The sequence below is a fragment of the Mesorhizobium sp. P3_A2 genome (assembly GCF_056403115.1).
The window spans coordinates 148662-165993 of the sequence record NZ_JBFUGC010000012.1 but is presented as its reverse complement, the minus strand read 5'-3'; the positions used below and the strand labels follow the sequence as shown (position 1 = coordinate 165993).

The following is a 17332-nucleotide window of genomic DNA, read 5'->3' as shown; positions in this document are numbered from 1 at the left end:
TCTCACCTGTTGACCGAGTAGCAGTCGACCTGCGGTTCGCTGGGCAATACGCCCGAAACGCCGATCACAAAGCCTGGTGCTTCGAGAAGCGAGGCCCAGTGCTCGCTTTTCTGGTCGAGTTCGAGGCACAGTCGGTCGCCGTCATAGGGAATTTCGCGCGGCTGCGAATGCAGCGGCTTCAGCGGAATGCCGGGCAGGCGTGACTTCCACAGCCCTTCGAATTCGCTGGCCGAGCCGACCGTCGCCTGATTGACGAAAATCTTGCGCAAGGCATCCTCCGACAGTTCGGAGCCGATCCGCACAACGATCCGGCTCGCCACCAGAAGTTTCGGGTTGTCGATGCGGATCTTCCACACATTGGTGGCATGCCGCATGACCGGCAGCGCGCGCGACTTCGGCTCGATGTAGCGCAGGCTGAGGATCAGCGAGCGCAACGCGTCGGCCAGTGCCGAATAGGCCGGGCCTGGCGCCATGTGGTCGTAGACAGGCAGTTCACCCAACCGCCGCGCGCTCGAGCCGTAGGTGGCCATCGAGCCGGCGAGGCCGGCCAACTCCATATAGACCTCGGCCGGATGGAACACGTCCTGCGCCAGCATGTGCGCCAGCCGCGGCCGCGCAGCGTTGACCAGGTTGAGGATCAACAGATCCTCGACGCTGCGCCCCGGTCCGCCCAGCACCATCTTGCCATGCGCCTCGGCGATCTGGTCGAGGCCGGTGACCACTTCCTGCAGCAGGCGGCTGTACCAGGACGCCGCGCCGATGACCAAGGTCGGCGGCAGGAATGTGTCGTCGAGCGCCACGCCGCCATCGGCGCGCACCCCCTTGAGCTCGGCCACCGGCAGGGCCGTGTAGCCGCCCACCGCCGTGCCCGGCGCCAGCAACAGCGCCTGCGGTCGCGCGATCTCGATTTCCTCGGGATCGGAGCCGCCATGCACGGCGTCGCGCACCGACACGATCCGGCCACGATAGCGCGCGCCGGACGGCTCGGCGTGCGCCGGGTCGAAACCGACGCCGCCGGGCGGTTCGAGCGGCAGCGCGATCAGCACCGGTCCCGCGCCCATCTCCGGCGTCACCGCCAGCGGCCGCGGCGCATCCATCGTCTCGGGAATCGCAAACGGCGTCCCGTCGGGAAAGATGCCGCGCGCCGAAAGCACCGAGATCTGGCCGGCATCGAGCTGTGCCTGATCGAGCGTCAGCGTTCGAAAGCCGAACGTATGCAGATGTCCGGCCTGCAAGGCGCCGCGCACCGTCGCCTCGAAGAAGCGGTCCTGTTGCTGGAAATGCTGGGTGCGAAGGAAAAGCCCCTCGGACCACAACACCCTGTTTGCATCGCTCATGCCGGCACTCTCTGCTTCCTGCCCATCACCTGTCGCGGCTTTGCGGAATTGCCCCCGCTAGGCGGAAATGCCGCCGCTGCCGAGCGTCACATTGACGGTGAACTTCGATCCCGGCGACACCGACTTGGTCGTGCGCCAGTTGCGTCCGGTGGGGTCCCTGATCAGCGCGACGAAGCCCAGGGCCGCCACCTCGGGTTCGACCGTGATCGTCTTCGACGCGGTCTTGCCCGGCCCAACCGAAATCGTGTCGGAGCCGATCAGATCGCCGCCAAGTGCCGCGCCGGCACCGCCCTGCAGGGCGAAGTAGTCGGCCGAATTGAAGGCGCCAGTGCTCTTCAGGCGCAGGATCATGACGGTCACCGGCCTGTCGCCGCCGCCCGGTCCTGGGTTCATGCCGGCGCCGCCGGCGAGGTTGACCGTTATGACGGAGGGTTTCGGCGGGCCGCTCTGGCAAGCCGTCAGCAATCCTGTCGCGCCCAAGGCAAGAATGAATTCGCGTCTGTCGATCATGTCCTAGTCCTCCTCATAAGCGTCTCGAAAATCAGCGCCGATTTCGCCCAGAAAGCGCGTCTCGGCGCTGTGAGCGATTTCACGGTGGCGTTTCTGGTACAATTCCCAGAGCTTGGCGCCGCGCCCGCCGGTCAGCAGATTGCCGATCGCCGAACTCGACTTCAGTTCCTGCTCGATCGCCGCTGGATCGAAGCGATCGATCATGCGCTTGAGCGCGCCTTGCACGCCGCGCCAGGCGCGAACGTGGTGCTGCGCGAGGTCGCGTACTGCATCCTTGATCGCCGCCTCGGCGCCGAGGAAACCGGGGCTGCGCTCGGCCAGGATGGTCACCAGCGCATCGTCGACCGAGGGCAGGAATTTGAGCGGATTGACTTCGGACGCACCGACCACGGTCTGGGCGACGCGGGCATTGCCCTTCTCTTCGGCGCGCTTGCGCAAAAGCTGCATCAGCCCTTCCATCATCAGCCGGTATTCGCGGCCGAACTTCTCCATATCGGCCACCGGGTCGCGGCCGGGAAAATCGGCCTCGTCCATTCCCATGCCGCGCAGGAAAGCGGCGCGCAATTCCGCGTCCGACTGTCCGGCCGACGGCCGCGCCGCAGCTTGCCGGACAGGAGTGCGCGGCGGCGGTGGAGACGGGGCTGGTGGTGGCTGCCGTAGCGGGGGCTCGGCCGCGCGGACTGGCAGGTCCCAAGGCGCAGGAGAAGGGGCAGGCGAGGGCGCATCGGTTCCGCCGCCATCCGTCACCCCTGCGTCGAGGCTGGTGGACTCGGCAGGGCCAAAACCAAACCCGTCATCGAAGGCCGGCGGCTTCTCGGAACTGGATCTGATCGGCTCTCTTGACAGCGGCGCGGAGTCGAGGCCGAAGGGGTCATCGAACAGCGGCTTGCCGCCGCCTTTGTCGGTGGCGGCCTCCGGCGCTGGCGTCGCCACCGGGTCGAGGCTGAATGGATCGTCGAACGCCTGCGAGCTGCGTTCGTCGGAGAGCGCGCGCGCGAATGCGCCGGGCACCGGCTTCTCGAACGGATCGGGCAGGTCGGCGGGTCGCGGCCGTCTCGGCTCTTCTTCCGTCGTGGACGAAAAGAAATCGTCGCCGCCGAGACTGACCGGTGCCCGCGACGCCGCCGGCTTACTGGCGGGCGCTGAGGGTCTGGAGGCCGGCGCTTCGGTCTTCGCCGTCTGCAGATCGACCCACACCACATAGTCGCCCAGCCGCAGCCGCATGCCGCTTTGCAGGCGCGCCGTGTTTCCCGCGCCGAGTGGGCTGGCGGCATCGTCGATGAACAACCCGCTGCTGGAGGTGTCGGTGACGAAATAGCCGCCCTGCTGGCTGGTGATCTTGCAGTGGGCGCGCGAGACGAACATGTCGGGATCGTTGATCTGCCAGTCGGCATCGGCGCTGCGGCCGATCACCAGCTCACCCTCGTCCAGCCGCGCCTGCCGCGTGACCTGTGCGCGTGGTCCCTGTTCGAGCGTCAGCAGCAGGCTCATGCCGCCACCTCTTCCCGCCAGCCGACAATGGTGCGCAGCCGCATGTCGTCGGCATCTCCCTTTTCGACGGGCCGTTTCAACCAGGTGGTGCGGGCAAGCTGGACGGTTCCGAGCTTCGCCGGCGGCACTGCCTTTGCCGCAAGCACGATCCTCAGATCGACATCGATGGTTTCGCCAATCAGGTCGCGCACCGCCTGCTTCAACAGCTTCAGCCGCTCGCCGCCCGGCAGGAAGGCCTTGTAATCCTTGTAGCTCAGTGCGCCGATGCGCAGCTCGATGCGGCTCTGCCGGCTGAACGAGCGCGGGCCGATGGTGGCGCTGCGCCCGAGCGTGGCATAGCTGCCGCCAAGCCGGCTCTGCAGCCCCTTGGGGATGGTCAGCCAGGCGGCGACGAACTCCTTCAGCACCACCGGCACCTTGAAGGCTTCGGCAATGAACAGGGTCAGCCGCTCGGGGCCGTCGACCTGGGAAGCGAGCGAGGCGGCCTGGCGCAGTTTTACGGCATCGAGTTCGGCATCCTGCGTGCCCGGCAGCCCGATGCCGGCCATTGCTTCGAGCATGGAACGGACGCGGCCGCCGACCCCGCGTTCGACCTGCACCGCCGGATGGGCATCCGCCCAGGCGCGGTAGTAGAGCGCGATCATCCGGTGCTGCAGGATGTTGACGAAATCGACGAAGGTGGTGTCGCTGGTCTGCCGTGCCTCCGCACCCGCGTACCAGCGTTGCGACAGGCGATCGAGCACCCAGCGCGTCAGATGCAGCGGCATCGGCCCTTCAGGCCCGAGCAGGCCGAGATTGTTGACCGTGACGCGCGCCGGCAACGTGTCCGTCGGCTCGCGGAAATCCACCACGTCCTGCACCGCGAAGGACAGCCGCACATTCTGGCCGAGCCTAGCCGGCTCCCGGTCCGGCCGGCCGGAATGACCGAACAGGCCGCCTTGCCGTTCCAGCCGGCGCAGCAGTTCGAAGAAGTCGAAACTCTCGGACAGGGTTGCGGCTCGCTCTAGATCAGGTAGCGATTGCCGGGCGTCATCGGCCATGGCACATCCTCCTGTTTCTGGAGCAATCGCGTGCGGGTGCGCACGAACCCATTAATGCCGGCATGACGGGCAAACAGCCGCGACAGCAGACCTGACAGCAGCAAGGTGCTTTGTCCTGCCAGCACTGACTGGTCGACATGCAGCGTCACCTCAGTGCCGCGGCCGAAACACATCGGACCTTCGATCGCCAGCCTTTCGATCACCGCGCGCGAGTCGATGCGCACGATCGAGCGCACATTGCGGGCAAGCCCGGGATCGCCACGTTCGGCATAGAGATCGAGCAGCGCGTGCAGCGGATCGACGCCGCGGCCTTCCTTGGCCAGGCTGAGGAAGTTGAGCGCCAGCTGCGACACCAGCCGCCAGGCCAGATCGTCGGCGCGCGACTCGCCGTCGGCGCCGGCCGGCAGCGCCGCGGGGATGGCCGGCTGCGGCGAACGCAGCGCGCCGAGCAGCCGGACCGTCTCCACCGGGTCGCCGGCTTCCAGCGTCAGGGTCGGCGTGTCGTCGAGGATGGGGAGGTCGCGGTTGGTACAAAGCGCCACGATGTCGACGCGCTTGAGCGGCCGGTTGGCCTGACTGTGGACCGGGCGCGAGATCGCCAGGAAGACGTCGTCGCCGGCATAGGAGGTGCGCGTCACGCCCTGGCTGCGCTCGTCCTCGGTTGGCCGACGCGGCCGCCGCTCGGTCGAATAGACCCAGCCGCTGCCACGGTTTTGTCCGAGGCTGAAGAGCTCCGGTATTTCCGCATCGGGACCTTCGGCGTCGGCATCTTCGACGCGGATCACGCGGTAGATCTCAAAATCCCGCGCGCGCGTGCGGTCGGCGTGCAGCACCTGGCGCGTCTTGCGGTGATCAAGCTCGATGACGTTGCACTCGCGCTCGAAGAGATTGATGATCGGCGTCGCGAAAAGTTCGAAATCCGCCGGCGTCAGATCGGCGAGTTCGGGCACCGGACGCCTGAACAAAAAGACGATCTCAAGCCCCGCCTGGCATTTGCGCACCACCGGCTGCAAGCCGGTTACGCGCGCATAGTGGAAGCGCTCGGGCATCATGAAATATTCGCGCAGCAAGCGGTAGCCTTCGAAGGTCGGCCGCGTGCGCGGCATCATCGCCTCGGCATCGGCGATGCCCACCATCTCCGGCGCCGGCAGAGGCGACAGCGGATTGGTCTTGCCTTCAGGTCTTGCACCGACGCTCGCGCAGACGCCGAAGATCGCGTCGAACGTCAGCGGCGCCTTGGTGCGGTTGGCGAAGTAGAGGTCAAGCCGGTCGAGCGCCAGTTCGCCCAGTTTGACCTTTCCAATCGGGGCAAGCGTGATGCGCAGCGCGGCTTCGCCGCCCTGGCCGCCGATCGGGCCAATACCGGCGGCGGCAAGCGCACTGCGGTCCTGGAAATAGCCGACCGAACTGATCGCTATCGGAAACAGCGTCATGTCCTGCGCGGTGGTGAAAGTGCAGCGTGTCGACAGGCCGGCCTGCAGGCTGGAGACCAGCCGCGTGCCGCGCTTGACGACATGGCCGGCAAGCATGGTCTGCACCTGCTGGCCGGGCTTCAGCACCACCATGGCGGTTGCCGGCGCCGGCGTGACGAGATCGGGATAAAGCACGTCGAGGATGGCGCGCGAAAACCGCGAGCGTTCGGCGTCCACCTTCAACCGCGTGCGTGCGGCGAGGAAGGCGACGCCGTCGAGCAGCCGCTCGACATAGGGATCGGGACACGGCACTGTATCCAGCGACAGATTGCGGGCGACGGCTGGATGCATGTCGGCGAACTCCGCCGCCAGCCCGCGTATGTGGGACAGTTCTTCCTCGTAATATTCTACGAAGACCCGGTCCATCTCAGGCTTCCCTGAACTCGGTGCGCGCCAGGCCGTTGTCGAGATTGATCGTCGTGCGCAGGCGCATGCGCTCCGGCGTCGGCGTCATGATCAGCACCGCATCGATCTCTATTTTCAGGCCGGTCTTGTCGCCAAGATTGACCGAGACCTTCGTCGCGCTCTCCTTGAGCCGCGGCTCGAAGGTGGCGAGCACCGCGCGGATCTCGCGCGCCAGCACATCGCGGTCGAAGTCGCGCGACGAACGGCCGGAGAAGGACGGCACGCCATAATTGACCACGCTGCGGCGCACCTCCGGAAAGTCGTCCAGCGCCGTCGGACTGTCGGTCATCTGCTCCGCTTCGAGATCGGAAAGCATGGGCGTCGACTCGAAGCGTTCGGTGTTGAACAACGCCTCGATGTCGCGCCGCACTGCCTCGCGCAGCACGTCGGGCGACACCACGATGCCGCGGCTTTCGAGCTCGCCGCGGTGCCGGTTCTGAAACGCCAGCCTGTGCAGCCGGCGTTTTTGATCGGGGTTCAGCGCCTCATCGGCGTCGATGCGCCTCGGTCCATCCGCCAGCAGCTCGTCGAGGCGCTCCTCGCCGAGTTCGTCGTGTAGAGCCTGCCTGAGCCCGTCTATTTCGGAACTCAGGCCGGGCAAATCGTTGACGAGGCGGTCCCAGAGCGAAGGCTGTACTGCCTCGCGCTTGGCCCGTGAACCGCCCGCCTGTGCCTTGTCCGCGGCAGGGCGCTTTGCACGCCCCTCACTTGCCGACATAGACATCCATTTCGGCTTCGTCATTGTCGTCATAGACGAACTTGATCTTCTTGTAGGCGAAGGAGACCTCCTCCTGGATCAGGTCGGCTTCATCGTCGGCCTGCGACATGTCGTATTCCATGATCGAGGCATCGGTCAGGGTGACGACCAGATAGTCCTTGCTCTCGCCGTCGATGGTCCGCCGTGCGGAGAACTTGACCTCGTCCAGCGCCTTGTTCTCGAACAGGGCCTTCGCGAGATAGGGCGAAGATTTGTCATAGTGCTTGGTGAACTTGATCATGCCCATCGACACACGGCCGCGGCGCGAGAGCGAATTCGGGTCATAGGGCGCCACCATCTTGTAGTCGACGCCATGGATCTCGATCTCGTCGTCGTGGCCGTCGCGGGTGCTGGGGCCTTTAATGTCCGGAACTTTCAAAAAACCATCGATTTTCATGGTCGGCATTTTCTTTCTCCACCGCTTTCAAACGAAAAGGTTTGGTTGCTGCAATCAAGTCTTCACAGACGGCAGTTCCGACACCAGCCTGAGCGAGGCGTTGATGCCTTCCAGCTGGTAGTGCGGGCGCAGATAGAAGCGGGCGTTGTAGTAGCCCGGCCGGCCCTCCACGCTGTCGACCTGCACCTCGGCGGCGGCAAGCGGACGCTTGGCGCGCGCCTTGTCGTCGGCGAAGGCCGGGTTGGCCAGCACGTACCGGTTGATCCATTCGGTCAACCAGATCTGCATGTCGGAGCGTTCCTTGAACGAGCCGATCTTGTCGCGCGCAATGGCCTTGAGGTAGTGCGCGAAACGGGAAACCGGGAACAGATACGGCAGGTTGGCGGAGAGCCGTTCATTGGACTGGGCGTCGGGATCGACAAGGCGTCCGGCACGCGTCTCGTCATCCTGCAGCGAGTGGGCGCCGATGAAGGCGGCCAGATCGGTGTTCTTGCGGTGCAGGATCGGCATCAGGCCGAGCTTGGCCAGTTCCGCCTCACGCCGGTCATCGATGGCGACTTCCGTCGGGCATTTCATCGCGATCGAGCCGTCATCCGTCGGGAAAGCGTGCACCGGCAGGTTGAGCACCGTGCCGCCGTTCTCGACGCCGCGGATCTGCGTGCCCCAGCCGAACAATTTGTGGCTGCGGTTGATGTTGACGCCCATCGGGAAGGCGGCGTTCATCCAGACATATTTGTTGTGGTCGCCATGCACCTCCTCCTCGAAGGAGAAGCCCTTGACCGGAACGGTCTCGGAGCCGTAGGGCAGCCGCGCCAGCACACGCGGCATGGTCAGCCCAATATAGCGGGCGTCCTCGCTTTCGCGCAGCGACTGCCACGAGGCATAGGCCGGATTGTTCACGATCATCTGCAGGTCCTGCGGGTTGGGCAGTTCCTGCCAGCTGTCCATACGGAACAGCCGCGGTGAAGCGGCGGCGATGAACGGCGTGTGCGCCGAGGCGCAGATGCCGGATATGTTGCGCAGCAGGCCGACGTCGCGCGGATGGTTCGAAAACTCGTAGGCGCCAACGATGCAGCCGATCGGCTCGCCGCCGAGCATCGAATACTCGTCCGTATAGACTTTCTTGAAGATCGGGCTCTGGTCCCACATCTGGCCTTCATAGTCTTCAAGCGTGTCCGCCAGTTGCTCCTTGGAGATGTTCATCACCCGGATCTTGAGATGCTTCGCATCCGTCTCGGTGTTGTTGATGAGATACCAAAGGCCGCGCCATGTGCCTTCCATCTCCCGCACTTCCGGGGCGTGAAGGATTTCGTTGACCTGCGTCGTCAGCATCTTGTCGATGCCGGCGATCAGCGACTTGATCGACTTGATCGAGTTCGACGAAATCGTCGTCGTCTCGGAGCGCGACTGCGCCGCCAGCGCCAGGTTGCGCACCAGTTGCTGCAGCTTCTCGCTGTCGTCCTTCTTGACCTTGAAGTCCTTCTCCAGCAGCTGGCTGAATTCGCCGAGATCGACGGCCTCGGCTTCGGCGACGGATGCTGCGGTCTTTTGCTGTTCGGCCATGATTTATTCCTCGCCCTTGTCGTCGTCGGACATCGCCTGGCTGGCGATCTGTGCCAGCAGCGGCTGATTGTTCAGCAGCTGGGCGATGCGCTTTTCGGCATCGACGCGACCGTCCATGAAGCCGAGCAGTTCCTCGAGCTGGCGCCGCATCTTGAGGATCTCGGCCAGTTGCGGAACCTGTTCGGCGATTTTGTCTGGGGCGAAATCGCCCATCTTGGTGAAGGTCAGGTCGAGCGCGAGCTCTTCGTCGCGCTCCTGGCCTTCGGCCTGCGGCAGGGTGTTCTTCACCCGCGCCTTGACCCTGGGTCCCAGCGCTTCCATGAATTTGGGGAAGCGGTTGGCATCGGTCTCGACAAAGGAACGCTCAAGCACCGTCTTTGCCGCTTCCCTGGTCTGCGATGCGCCCGACAGGTCGGCCATCACGCCCATGACGAACGGCAGTTCGATCGTCGTCGGGCTGCCGTAGGTTTCGACATCGTAGGCGATCTGCACGCGCGGGGCGCGATTTCGCTCGATGACCTTCGCTTTGCTTTCGGCTGGCATGTGTTGCTACCTTTCATCCTTCTGGGCAGTCTTCTTGGCGTCAGGAACGCCGGCGAGCAGCCGGAATTCCTTCAGCCCCGACGGGGCGAGATCTTCCATCAGTTCAACGAAATCCATGTGCACCATGCGGCGCACCCGGCGGGCGAGATGCGGGATCGGGCTCGACGGCTCGGTGCGGTCGTAGAAGGCCACCACAAGGTCGAGGCACTTCACCACATCGTCGCGCGAGGAAATCCTGTCGGGGAGCCCCGCACTTGGCTCTGCGTAGCTTGCCATCGTCTCGGCTCCATGACCGTTTCTGGCCGGCATTGCCGGGCTTGCCGTGGCGGGCGCCGGGCTGGCTGCGCCATTCGTCGCCGCCGAGGCCGTCGTTTCCACCGCGGTGTTGCGTTCCAGCGTCGTCAGCATGCGCTGCAAAAACCGCTTCAGGTCCGGAACCGCCGCGCCGCTGCCCTCAAGCCGGGCGTTCAGCGCCGTGTCGACCGCGTCGAGCGCTCCGATCGCGGCGTGAGTATCGGCTATCAGTGCCGTCATCTGTTCGCCGGCCTGATCCAGATGCGCGGCGCATCCGCTGCCCACCCGGTTCAGAAGCTGCCCATGCGCGCTGACCAGCGCTGCCTTTTCGGCGGCATTCAATCCCGACGCCGCTTCCTGAAGCATGACGCGGTCGTCGAGCGCGCCCTGTTCCAGATCGCGTCCAGTGATCGGCCCCATGGGTCGTGGGGCGAAGAAAACCATTTGCCTGAGGTTCGCCAGTAGCCCGTCCTGGTTATTCTGCAGGTCGGCCAGCGCGTTGAGGCGGCGCAAGGCGGCGTCGCGCGGCTGGCCGCCGGGCCGCAGCGCGGGGTGCATCGTCTCCCAATGCGCCTCGAAAGTCCGCGCGATCAGCGTCAGGCCTTGTGCCAGCCCGGCGAGCCCTTCTTCATTGGCGAGTGCCCGGGCGACGATGACAAGCAGGCGCAGGTCGCGGCCATGCGAACGCAATTCCTCGGCCTTGCTGAGAACGGCAGGCCAATCGACGGGAATCGTCGATTGCGCGGCAGGCTTGTTGCGCCCGTCATGGACGACCTTGACCTGCGGCTCGGTGAGGCGCTCGAGCTCGTGAAAGACCGGATCGTTGCGCAAGTCTCCGCCTGACGGATTTTCACCGTCCAACGGAGCAAGCCAGAGTGCGAGATCGATCACAGCTACCCCCAGCGACCGGCTCTAAAACCGTACGTGACCCAACGTTAGCACACGGTTGCACCCTACCACAATTCGGCAAACCGCTCAAAAGTTAACGGGCGCTAATGCGAGCCAGTGCAACTGCATCTCGAATGGCGCAATCTATGGCCTGCTTGCCCAGCCCCCGTATGTGAAGCGCATCGCATAGAATTGGAAAAAATCGTGGTTGTCTGCATTTGGTGGCGCGGGACTTTCCACAAAGGGAAGCGGCCGGCTGAATGACGCGCTTTGTCAAGCGGCTGCTTATGTGGCAGGCTGTCGACGGGCAGATTGCAGGAGCACGTTCGATGGAACAGCGCCGGTCATCGCAGGGTTTCAAACGCAAGGAACTGGTGGGCAAGCTCAATCCGGTCTGCCTGCGCGCCTTCAAGGCGGCCGCCGACAGCGCCAAGCTGCGCGGCAATCCTTACGTCGAGCTTGTCCATTTCATCGAGCAACTGGTGCTGTCCGAGCGATCGGATGTGCAGATGATCATTGCCGATGCCGGCATCGATGCCAGCCGGCTGACCAGCGACATGACGCGCGCGGTTGACAAACTGCCTTACGGCGCCACCTCGATCGAGGAATTTTCCGACCACATCTTCCACGCCATCCAGGAAGCCTGGAACCTGGCGACGCTGGAATTCGGCATGGAGGAGGTGCGCAGCGCCCATATCGTCCTCGCCTGCCTGAAGACGCCGGTGCTGGAAGGCCTGGTGTCGAAGATCAGCGCCGAGTTCGACAAGATCGACGCCGACGCGGTCATCGCCCGCTTCGCCGAGGTGGTGGAGGGTTCACTCGAAGCCGGCGCTGCGGCTGCGGCTCCTCCCACCGCTGAAGCGCCTCGGCGCGCTCCGGGTGGAGACTCTGCACTGGCGAAATACGCCACCGACCTCACCCAGCGCGCCCATGACGGCAAGATCGATCCGGTCGTCGGCCGCGATCCGGAAATCCGGCAGATCATCGATATCCTGATGCGGCGCCGGCAGAACAACCCCATCCTGACCGGCGAGGCCGGCGTCGGCAAGACCGCGGTGGTCGAGGGCTTTGCCTTGCGCATCGCCCAGGGCGACGTACCGCCGCCGCTGCAAGGCATCAGCGTGCGCATGCTCGATGTCGGCCTGATGCAGGCCGGCGCCAGCGTCAAGGGCGAGTTCGAAAAGCGCTTGAAGGCAGTGATCGACGAGGTCCAGTCTTCGGAGACGCCGGTCATCCTGTTCATCGACGAGGCGCACACGCTGATCGGCGCCGGCGGTGCCGCCGGAACCGGCGACGCCGCCAATCTGCTGAAGCCGGCGCTGGCGCGCGGCGAGCTGCGCACCATCGCGGCAACCACCTGGGCCGAATACAAGCAGCACATCGAAAAGGACCCGGCGCTCACCCGCCGCTTCCAGGTGGTCAAGATCGACGAGCCGTCGGAAGCGGTGGCTGTGCTCATGCTGCGCGGCGTCGCCGGCGTGCTCGAACAGCACCACGAGGTGCAGATCCTCGACGAGGCGATCGAGGCGGCGGTCAGCCTGTCGCATCGCTACATCCCGGCGCGCCAATTGCCCGACAAGGCGGTGAGCCTGCTCGACACCGCTTGCGCCAGGGTCGCGGTCTCGCAGCATGCGACGCCGGCCGAGGTCGAGGACATTTTGCGCCGCCGCCAGGCGTTGGAGGTTGAAAGCGGCATCATCGGCCGCGAAGCCGCGATCGGCATCGAAGTGGCCGACCGGCAGGCGCGGGTCGAAGCCGGGCTCGCCGAGACTGAGACCACGCTCGCTACTGCGCAGGAGCGCTGGGAGCGCGAAAAGGCGCTGGTAGCCGAGATCCTCGAATTGCGCGCGCGGCTGCGCGGCGAGGGCGTGCCGCTCGATGAGGTAGCAACCGCCGAGGCTGACGCCGAAACGGCAGCGCCCGACGCGGAAAAGACCAAGGTGCCGAGGGCCGAGCCGCCCAAGGCTGAAACGGCAAAGGCTGAAACGGCCAAGAGCAAAAAATCCAAGGCCAAGGCTGGAACGGCTGCGGCGGATGCCGACACGCCTCCAGCCGACCCGGCCGCCGATCTTGCGCGGCTGCGTGAACTCATGGCCGAGCTTGCCACGGCGCAAGGCGAGACGCCGCTGATCCTGCCCTCCGTCGACCGCAATGCGGTCGCTGCCGTGGTCCAGGACTGGACCGGCATTCCGACGGGCAGAATGCTGTCCAGCCAGACCGAGAAGGCGCTCAAGCTCGCAGAGACTTTGTCCGAGCGTGTCGTCGGCCAGGACCATGCGATGGAGATGATCGCCAAGCGGGTGCAGACCAGCCGCGCCGGGCTCGGCGCGCCGGAAAAGCCGGTCGGCGTGTTCCTGCTCTGCGGCCCGTCAGGTGTCGGCAAGACCGAGACGGCATTGGCGCTGGCCGAAACGCTTTACGGTGGCGAGCAGAACCTGATCTCGATCAACATGTCCGAATTCCAGGAGGCGCACACCGTCTCGACTCTCAAGGGCGCACCGCCCGGCTATGTCGGCTACGGCAAGGGCGGTATCCTGACCGAGGCCGTGCGCAGAAAACCCTATTCGGTGATCCTGCTCGACGAGGTCGAGAAGGCGCATCCCGACGTGCACGAAATCTTCTTCCAGGTCTTCGACAAGGGCATGATGGATGACAGCGAGGGAAGGCGCATAGACTTCAAGAACACGCTGATCCTGCTGACGTCCAATGTCGGCTCCGAAGTCATCATGGAGCGGACCCAGAACGGCACGGTGAGGGCAGGGCTCGACGGTTTGGATGCTGCCTTGCGAGCCCCGCTGCTGAAAGTGTTTCCGGCGGCCTTCCTCGGCCGCGTGGTGACCATACCCTACTATCCGCTGTCGGATTCGATGATCGAGGCCATCACCCGCCACCAGTTCTCCAAGATCGCAAAGCGTCTGCGCGCCAGCCACGACGCCGAACTGGTCATCGGCGACGGCGTCATGGCGCTGGTCAAGGCGCGCTGCACGGAGATCGAGTCCGGCGGCCGCATGATCGACGCCATCCTGACCAACACGCTGCTGCCGGAACTCAGCCGCGGCGTGCTCAACCGGTCGCTTGACGGCGAGAAGATGACCAAGGTCACCGTCAGCGCTTCCGCTGACGGGTTTGCCTATTCGTTCGAATAGTCAGACGTGACTGCTCGCCTCCGTCTCGGCGCGGATCAGCTTGATGTCTGCGCCCGCCGCCCAGGCGCCGATATCCTCGCGCCGCAACGCCGCCGCCATCATGTCGGGAAACAGGTCCGGCGTGCAGGCAAAGACCGGAATGCCAAGCGCAGCGACCGAGGCCGACATCGCCGGATCGTAGCCCGGCCGGCCCTGATCGGTCAGCGCCAGAAGCACCACGACATTGACGCCGGACCGCACCAGCGCCGCCAGCCGCCGCAGCAAGTCCTGACCGTTGCCGCCCTCATAGAGGTCGGTGATCAGCACGAAGTGGGATTTGGTCGGCCGCTCGATGCGGTCGGCGCAGTAGGCGACCGCCTGGTTGATGTCGGTGCCGCCGCCGAGTTGCACGCCGAACAGCACTTCGACCGGGTCGCTGAGCTCTTCGGTCAGATCGACGATTGCCGTGTCGAAACAGACCAGCTTGGTGCGCACCACCGGCAGCGAGGCCATGACAGCAGCGAAGATCGAGGCATAGATCACCGAGCTCGCCATCGAGCCGGACTGGTCGACGCACAGCACCACCTCGTCGAGATCGACCAGCCGGCGCTGCTTGCGCATGAAGCCGACCAGTTTTTCCGGTACGATGGTTTTGTGCTCGGGCTGGTAATGGCGAAGATTGGCCGAGATGGTGCGCGGCCAGTCTATGTCGCGCTGGCGCGGGCGGTTGGTGCGTCGCGATTTGTCGAGCGCGCCGCGGATCGCCTCGGCGGTCTTCTGCTCCAGCCGTTGCATCAGCTTGGCGACGATGTCGGCGATGATGGTGCGGGCGATGTCCTTGGTCTTGGCCGGCATCACCGAGCGCAGCGAAATCAGGTCGGCGACGAGGTTGACGTCGGCCTCGATCGCCTTGAGGAATTCCGGCTCCATCAGCATCTGCTTCAGGTTCAGCCGCTCGAAGGCATCCTTCTGCACGATCTGGACCACCTGCGCCGGAAAGAACGAGCGGATATCGCCCATCCATTGCGCCACGCGCGGCGCCGAGCGGCCGAGCCCGCCGCGCCGCTTGCGTGGGTCGGCATCGGCATTGGCGCCGTCGCCGTAAAGCGCATCGAGCGCCGACGACAGTTTCTTGTCGTCGCTGGATAGGGCTGAAGAAGCCTCATCGTCGGCGCCGATCGCCAGCCGCCAGCGGCGCTCGCGCCCGCCGTCGCCAGAAGGCGCGGCGGAGGTATCCATGTTTGTTTCGTCTTCCATCGTCACGCTCCGCCCGCCAGCAGGGGCCCAAGCTTCTCCAGGTGCCGGCGCCAGCCCTCGCCGCCATCCGGCGCCGGCGTCAGTCCGGCCGGCAGCCGCGCGGTGCGCCCGAGCACGGCCTCGATCAGCCGGCGGCGCTCCATGCTGTCCAGATTGGAGAAGACACGGCGCAGCAGCGGCAGATGCGCGACGAAGGCGTCCTCGTCGAGCGATTTCAGCCACGCATCGACCGCGCCGCGCAGGCCCTCGTCATAGATCAGCCGCTGACCGGCGGTGCTGAAGAAACCTTCAAAGAAACCCGCCGCCTGTGCAACCGGCGTTCCCGGCGACAGCCTGCGCCCGAGCAGTCCGGCGGCGTCCTCGGCCGACAGTTGTCCGGCTTCGTAGAGCAGATGCGCGGCGCAGCCGGCGAGCAGCGCCGTCGAGCGCGGACCTTCCAGTACGCCGGTCAGCCCATTGCGCCAGGCATCGAGAACGCCTTCGCCGGGCTCGACCAGGCGGATCGCCGCGTCGGCCTTGCGCACCGCGCCGACCAGCGTCGCGGCGGCCTGTTCGTCCAGATCGCGCACCGCATAAGGCAAGGCGATTGCGCCTTCAACGATCAGCCGTTCCAACAAACCGGACAACCGGTTGGTTTCGGTCCTGCGCGCCTCGCCGTAGCGGATGATGTCGGCAAGCGGCGGCACCGAGGCCAGGATTTCCAGGCATTCGCTGCTGTGCGCCGCGCGCGCTTCCAGCGCCGCAAGGCCGGCGCTCGAGGCCTCGGACAGGTCAGCCGTGATGGCGCTCTGGACAAGGGCTGCAAGCGTGTCGAGGCTGACCGCGGCGCCGAGCATCTGGATTAGGCGGCCATTGGCCGCCTTTTCGATGGTCGGGCCATAGATCAGGTTCTCGACCAGGCGCACGGCATATTCCGGCTCCCAGGCCAGCGTCCACTTTTCGCGAAACGTGCCGCGGCTGCGGCCGGCGTCGGCCAGCCTGCCCCATTGCACACCGAGCACGTTCAGCCGGTGCAGCAATGTCGAGCGAAACAACCCGCTTTCGCTGCGCAAATCGACGGACAGTTCGCGCTCCAGCGCCTCCGGCTTCAACCGTGCCGCTTTCTGGTTGCGCTGCAGGTCCTCGATCAACGGTGCCAGCGGCGTGTCGGGTGGGATCTCGCCGACATCCGCGCCCAAAAGCAGCTCGGCTTCAACGAGGGACCACAGCAGTGCCTCGCCGTTGAACAGCGCTGCGATCGCGGCGTCGCGCAATTCCTCGAAACCGGGTTTCGGCCGGTCGCGAATGGCGGCCAGCGTGCGCGCAAGCCGTTCGGCTTCGATCAGCGATGCCGTCGAGACCAGGTGGCCCTTCGCCCGCAGCACCGCCGCGATCATCGCCAGCCACAAAGTCGCGGCATCGCGCCGGTCACGCGTGCGCCAAAGATGTTTGCACCAGCCGGGCGCAACAACGCCGGCGCCATAGCCATAGCCCAGCGCCAGGCGCGGTCCCGTCCACGGCGCCCATGTCATGATGCTTTTGCGCCGGGCAATTCCCTTGATCAGCGCCTGGTCGTTCTTCTGCGTGTGCGCGGCCTGCAGGGCCGGCACGTGCCACGCGCCGCAGACGACGGCGATCGGTCCGTCGAACTCCTTGCGCGCGGCGGCGATTTCCTGCCGCATATGCGCTTCACGTTTGGCCTCGAACGGCGCGATCGTGCCTTCGCCGTCGCGCAGCGTCGTCATCGCATCGGCGATGGCCGCGAAGATCGGACCCGGCTGCGGGTTCTGCTCGATGATGTCGGCCCACCAGCTCTCGCCGTCCTCATAGCCGGCGGCCGCAGCCAGCGTGCCGATCGGATCGCGATGCGAAGCCGCCTCGCCATCCTCGGCGGCTTCGTCGTTGGGCTTGGTCTCGTCGCCCTTTTCAGTTTTGTCGTCGTCGGTTGTTCGTTCGGCGAACCGCGCCGACGACGGCAGGTCGATGAACCGCAACGCCGCCTTGTTCTCCACCGCCCACACCGCCGCCTGGTATTCCGGCGAAAACTCGGCGAATGGCCAGAAGCTGGTCGCGGCCGGATCGTCCTCGGGATAGCAAAGCAGCGCCACCGGCGGCTGCATTTCCGGACGCGCCAGCAGCGGCAGCAGGGCGGACGCATCGCTCGGTCCTTCGATCAGCACGGCGACCGGCCGCAGGTCGCGCAGCGCCTGCACCAGGCTGGCGGCGGAGCCAGGCCCGTGATGGCGGATGCCGAAATAGGCGACGTCGTTCATG

13 protein-coding genes are annotated in these 17332 nt (G+C 65.6%); 1 reads left to right on the top strand and 12 read right to left on the bottom strand.

The genetic code is table 11. The features are described 5' to 3' along the window. Positions 1-2: 2 nt before the first annotated feature. From tssK to tssA, 10 genes are read right to left on the bottom strand one after another with little or no spacing between them, the layout of a single operon-like run. Positions 3-1337 (bottom strand): type VI secretion system baseplate subunit TssK, encoded by a 1335-nt coding sequence (gene tssK / locus AC1DXM_RS25405; protein ID WP_023709959.1) that lies wholly within the window; start codon positions 1335-1337, stop codon positions 3-5. A 57-nt stretch (positions 1338-1394) separates the two neighbouring features. Continuing rightward, positions 1395-1847: a type VI secretion system lipoprotein TssJ gene (gene tssJ / locus AC1DXM_RS25400; RefSeq protein WP_352557200.1), complete on the bottom strand. Its 453-nt coding sequence runs from the start codon at positions 1845-1847 to the stop codon at positions 1395-1397. A gap of 3 nt (positions 1848-1850) precedes the next feature. Further along, positions 1851-3338 (bottom strand): type VI secretion system-associated FHA domain protein TagH, encoded by a 1488-nt coding sequence (tagH, locus tag AC1DXM_RS25395; protein WP_477237318.1) that lies wholly within the window; start codon positions 3336-3338, stop codon positions 1851-1853. Further along, the gene (tssG, locus tag AC1DXM_RS25390; protein WP_477237316.1) at positions 3335-4378 is read right to left on the bottom strand and encodes a type VI secretion system baseplate subunit TssG; all 1044 of its coding nucleotides are present in this window, start codon (positions 4376-4378) and stop codon (positions 3335-3337) included. Before tssG ends, tagH begins: the two co-directional genes overlap by 4 nt. Beyond that, complete coding sequence (gene tssF / locus AC1DXM_RS25385) at positions 4342-6216, bottom strand: type VI secretion system baseplate subunit TssF (RefSeq protein ID WP_477237314.1); 1875 nt, start codon at positions 6214-6216, stop codon at positions 4342-4344. Before tssF ends, tssG begins: the two co-directional genes overlap by 37 nt. Position 6217: 1 nt before the next feature. Continuing rightward, positions 6218-6973, bottom strand: a complete 756-nt coding sequence (tssE, locus tag AC1DXM_RS25380; protein ID WP_477237376.1) for a type VI secretion system baseplate subunit TssE — start codon at positions 6971-6973, stop codon at positions 6218-6220. Next, complete coding sequence (locus AC1DXM_RS25375; protein ID WP_192256823.1) at positions 6960-7409, bottom strand: Hcp family type VI secretion system effector; 450 nt, start codon at positions 7407-7409, stop codon at positions 6960-6962. Before AC1DXM_RS25375 ends, tssE begins: the two co-directional genes overlap by 14 nt. A gap of 54 nt (positions 7410-7463) precedes the next feature. Beyond that, the gene (tssC, locus tag AC1DXM_RS25370) at positions 7464-8972 is read right to left on the bottom strand and encodes a type VI secretion system contractile sheath large subunit (protein WP_112565910.1); all 1509 of its coding nucleotides are present in this window, start codon (positions 8970-8972) and stop codon (positions 7464-7466) included. Between the two features lie 3 nt (positions 8973-8975). Then, positions 8976-9515, bottom strand: a complete 540-nt coding sequence (gene tssB, locus AC1DXM_RS25365) for a type VI secretion system contractile sheath small subunit (RefSeq protein WP_477237311.1) — start codon at positions 9513-9515, stop codon at positions 8976-8978. Positions 9516-9521: 6 nt separating this feature from the next. Further along, a complete protein-coding gene (gene tssA, locus AC1DXM_RS25360; protein ID WP_477237309.1) occupies positions 9522-10700 on the bottom strand; it encodes a type VI secretion system protein TssA in 1179 nt (392 codons plus the stop codon). Positions 10701-11026: 326 nt separating this feature from the next. Between tssA and tssH the strand changes: the two genes are divergently transcribed. After that, entirely contained in the window at positions 11027-13843 is a 2817-nt protein-coding gene (gene tssH, locus AC1DXM_RS25355) for a type VI secretion system ATPase TssH (RefSeq protein ID WP_477237373.1), read from the top strand. Here the strand turns inward: tssH and AC1DXM_RS25350 are convergent, their stop codons facing one another. Continuing rightward, positions 13844-15079 (bottom strand): VWA domain-containing protein, encoded by a 1236-nt coding sequence (locus tag AC1DXM_RS25350; RefSeq protein WP_477237307.1) that lies wholly within the window; start codon positions 15077-15079, stop codon positions 13844-13846. It lies immediately after the preceding gene. A 2-nt stretch (positions 15080-15081) separates the two neighbouring features. Next, positions 15082-17331, bottom strand: a complete 2250-nt coding sequence (locus tag AC1DXM_RS25345; RefSeq protein WP_477237305.1) for a DUF5682 family protein — start codon at positions 17329-17331, stop codon at positions 15082-15084. Position 17332 lies beyond the last annotated feature (1 nt).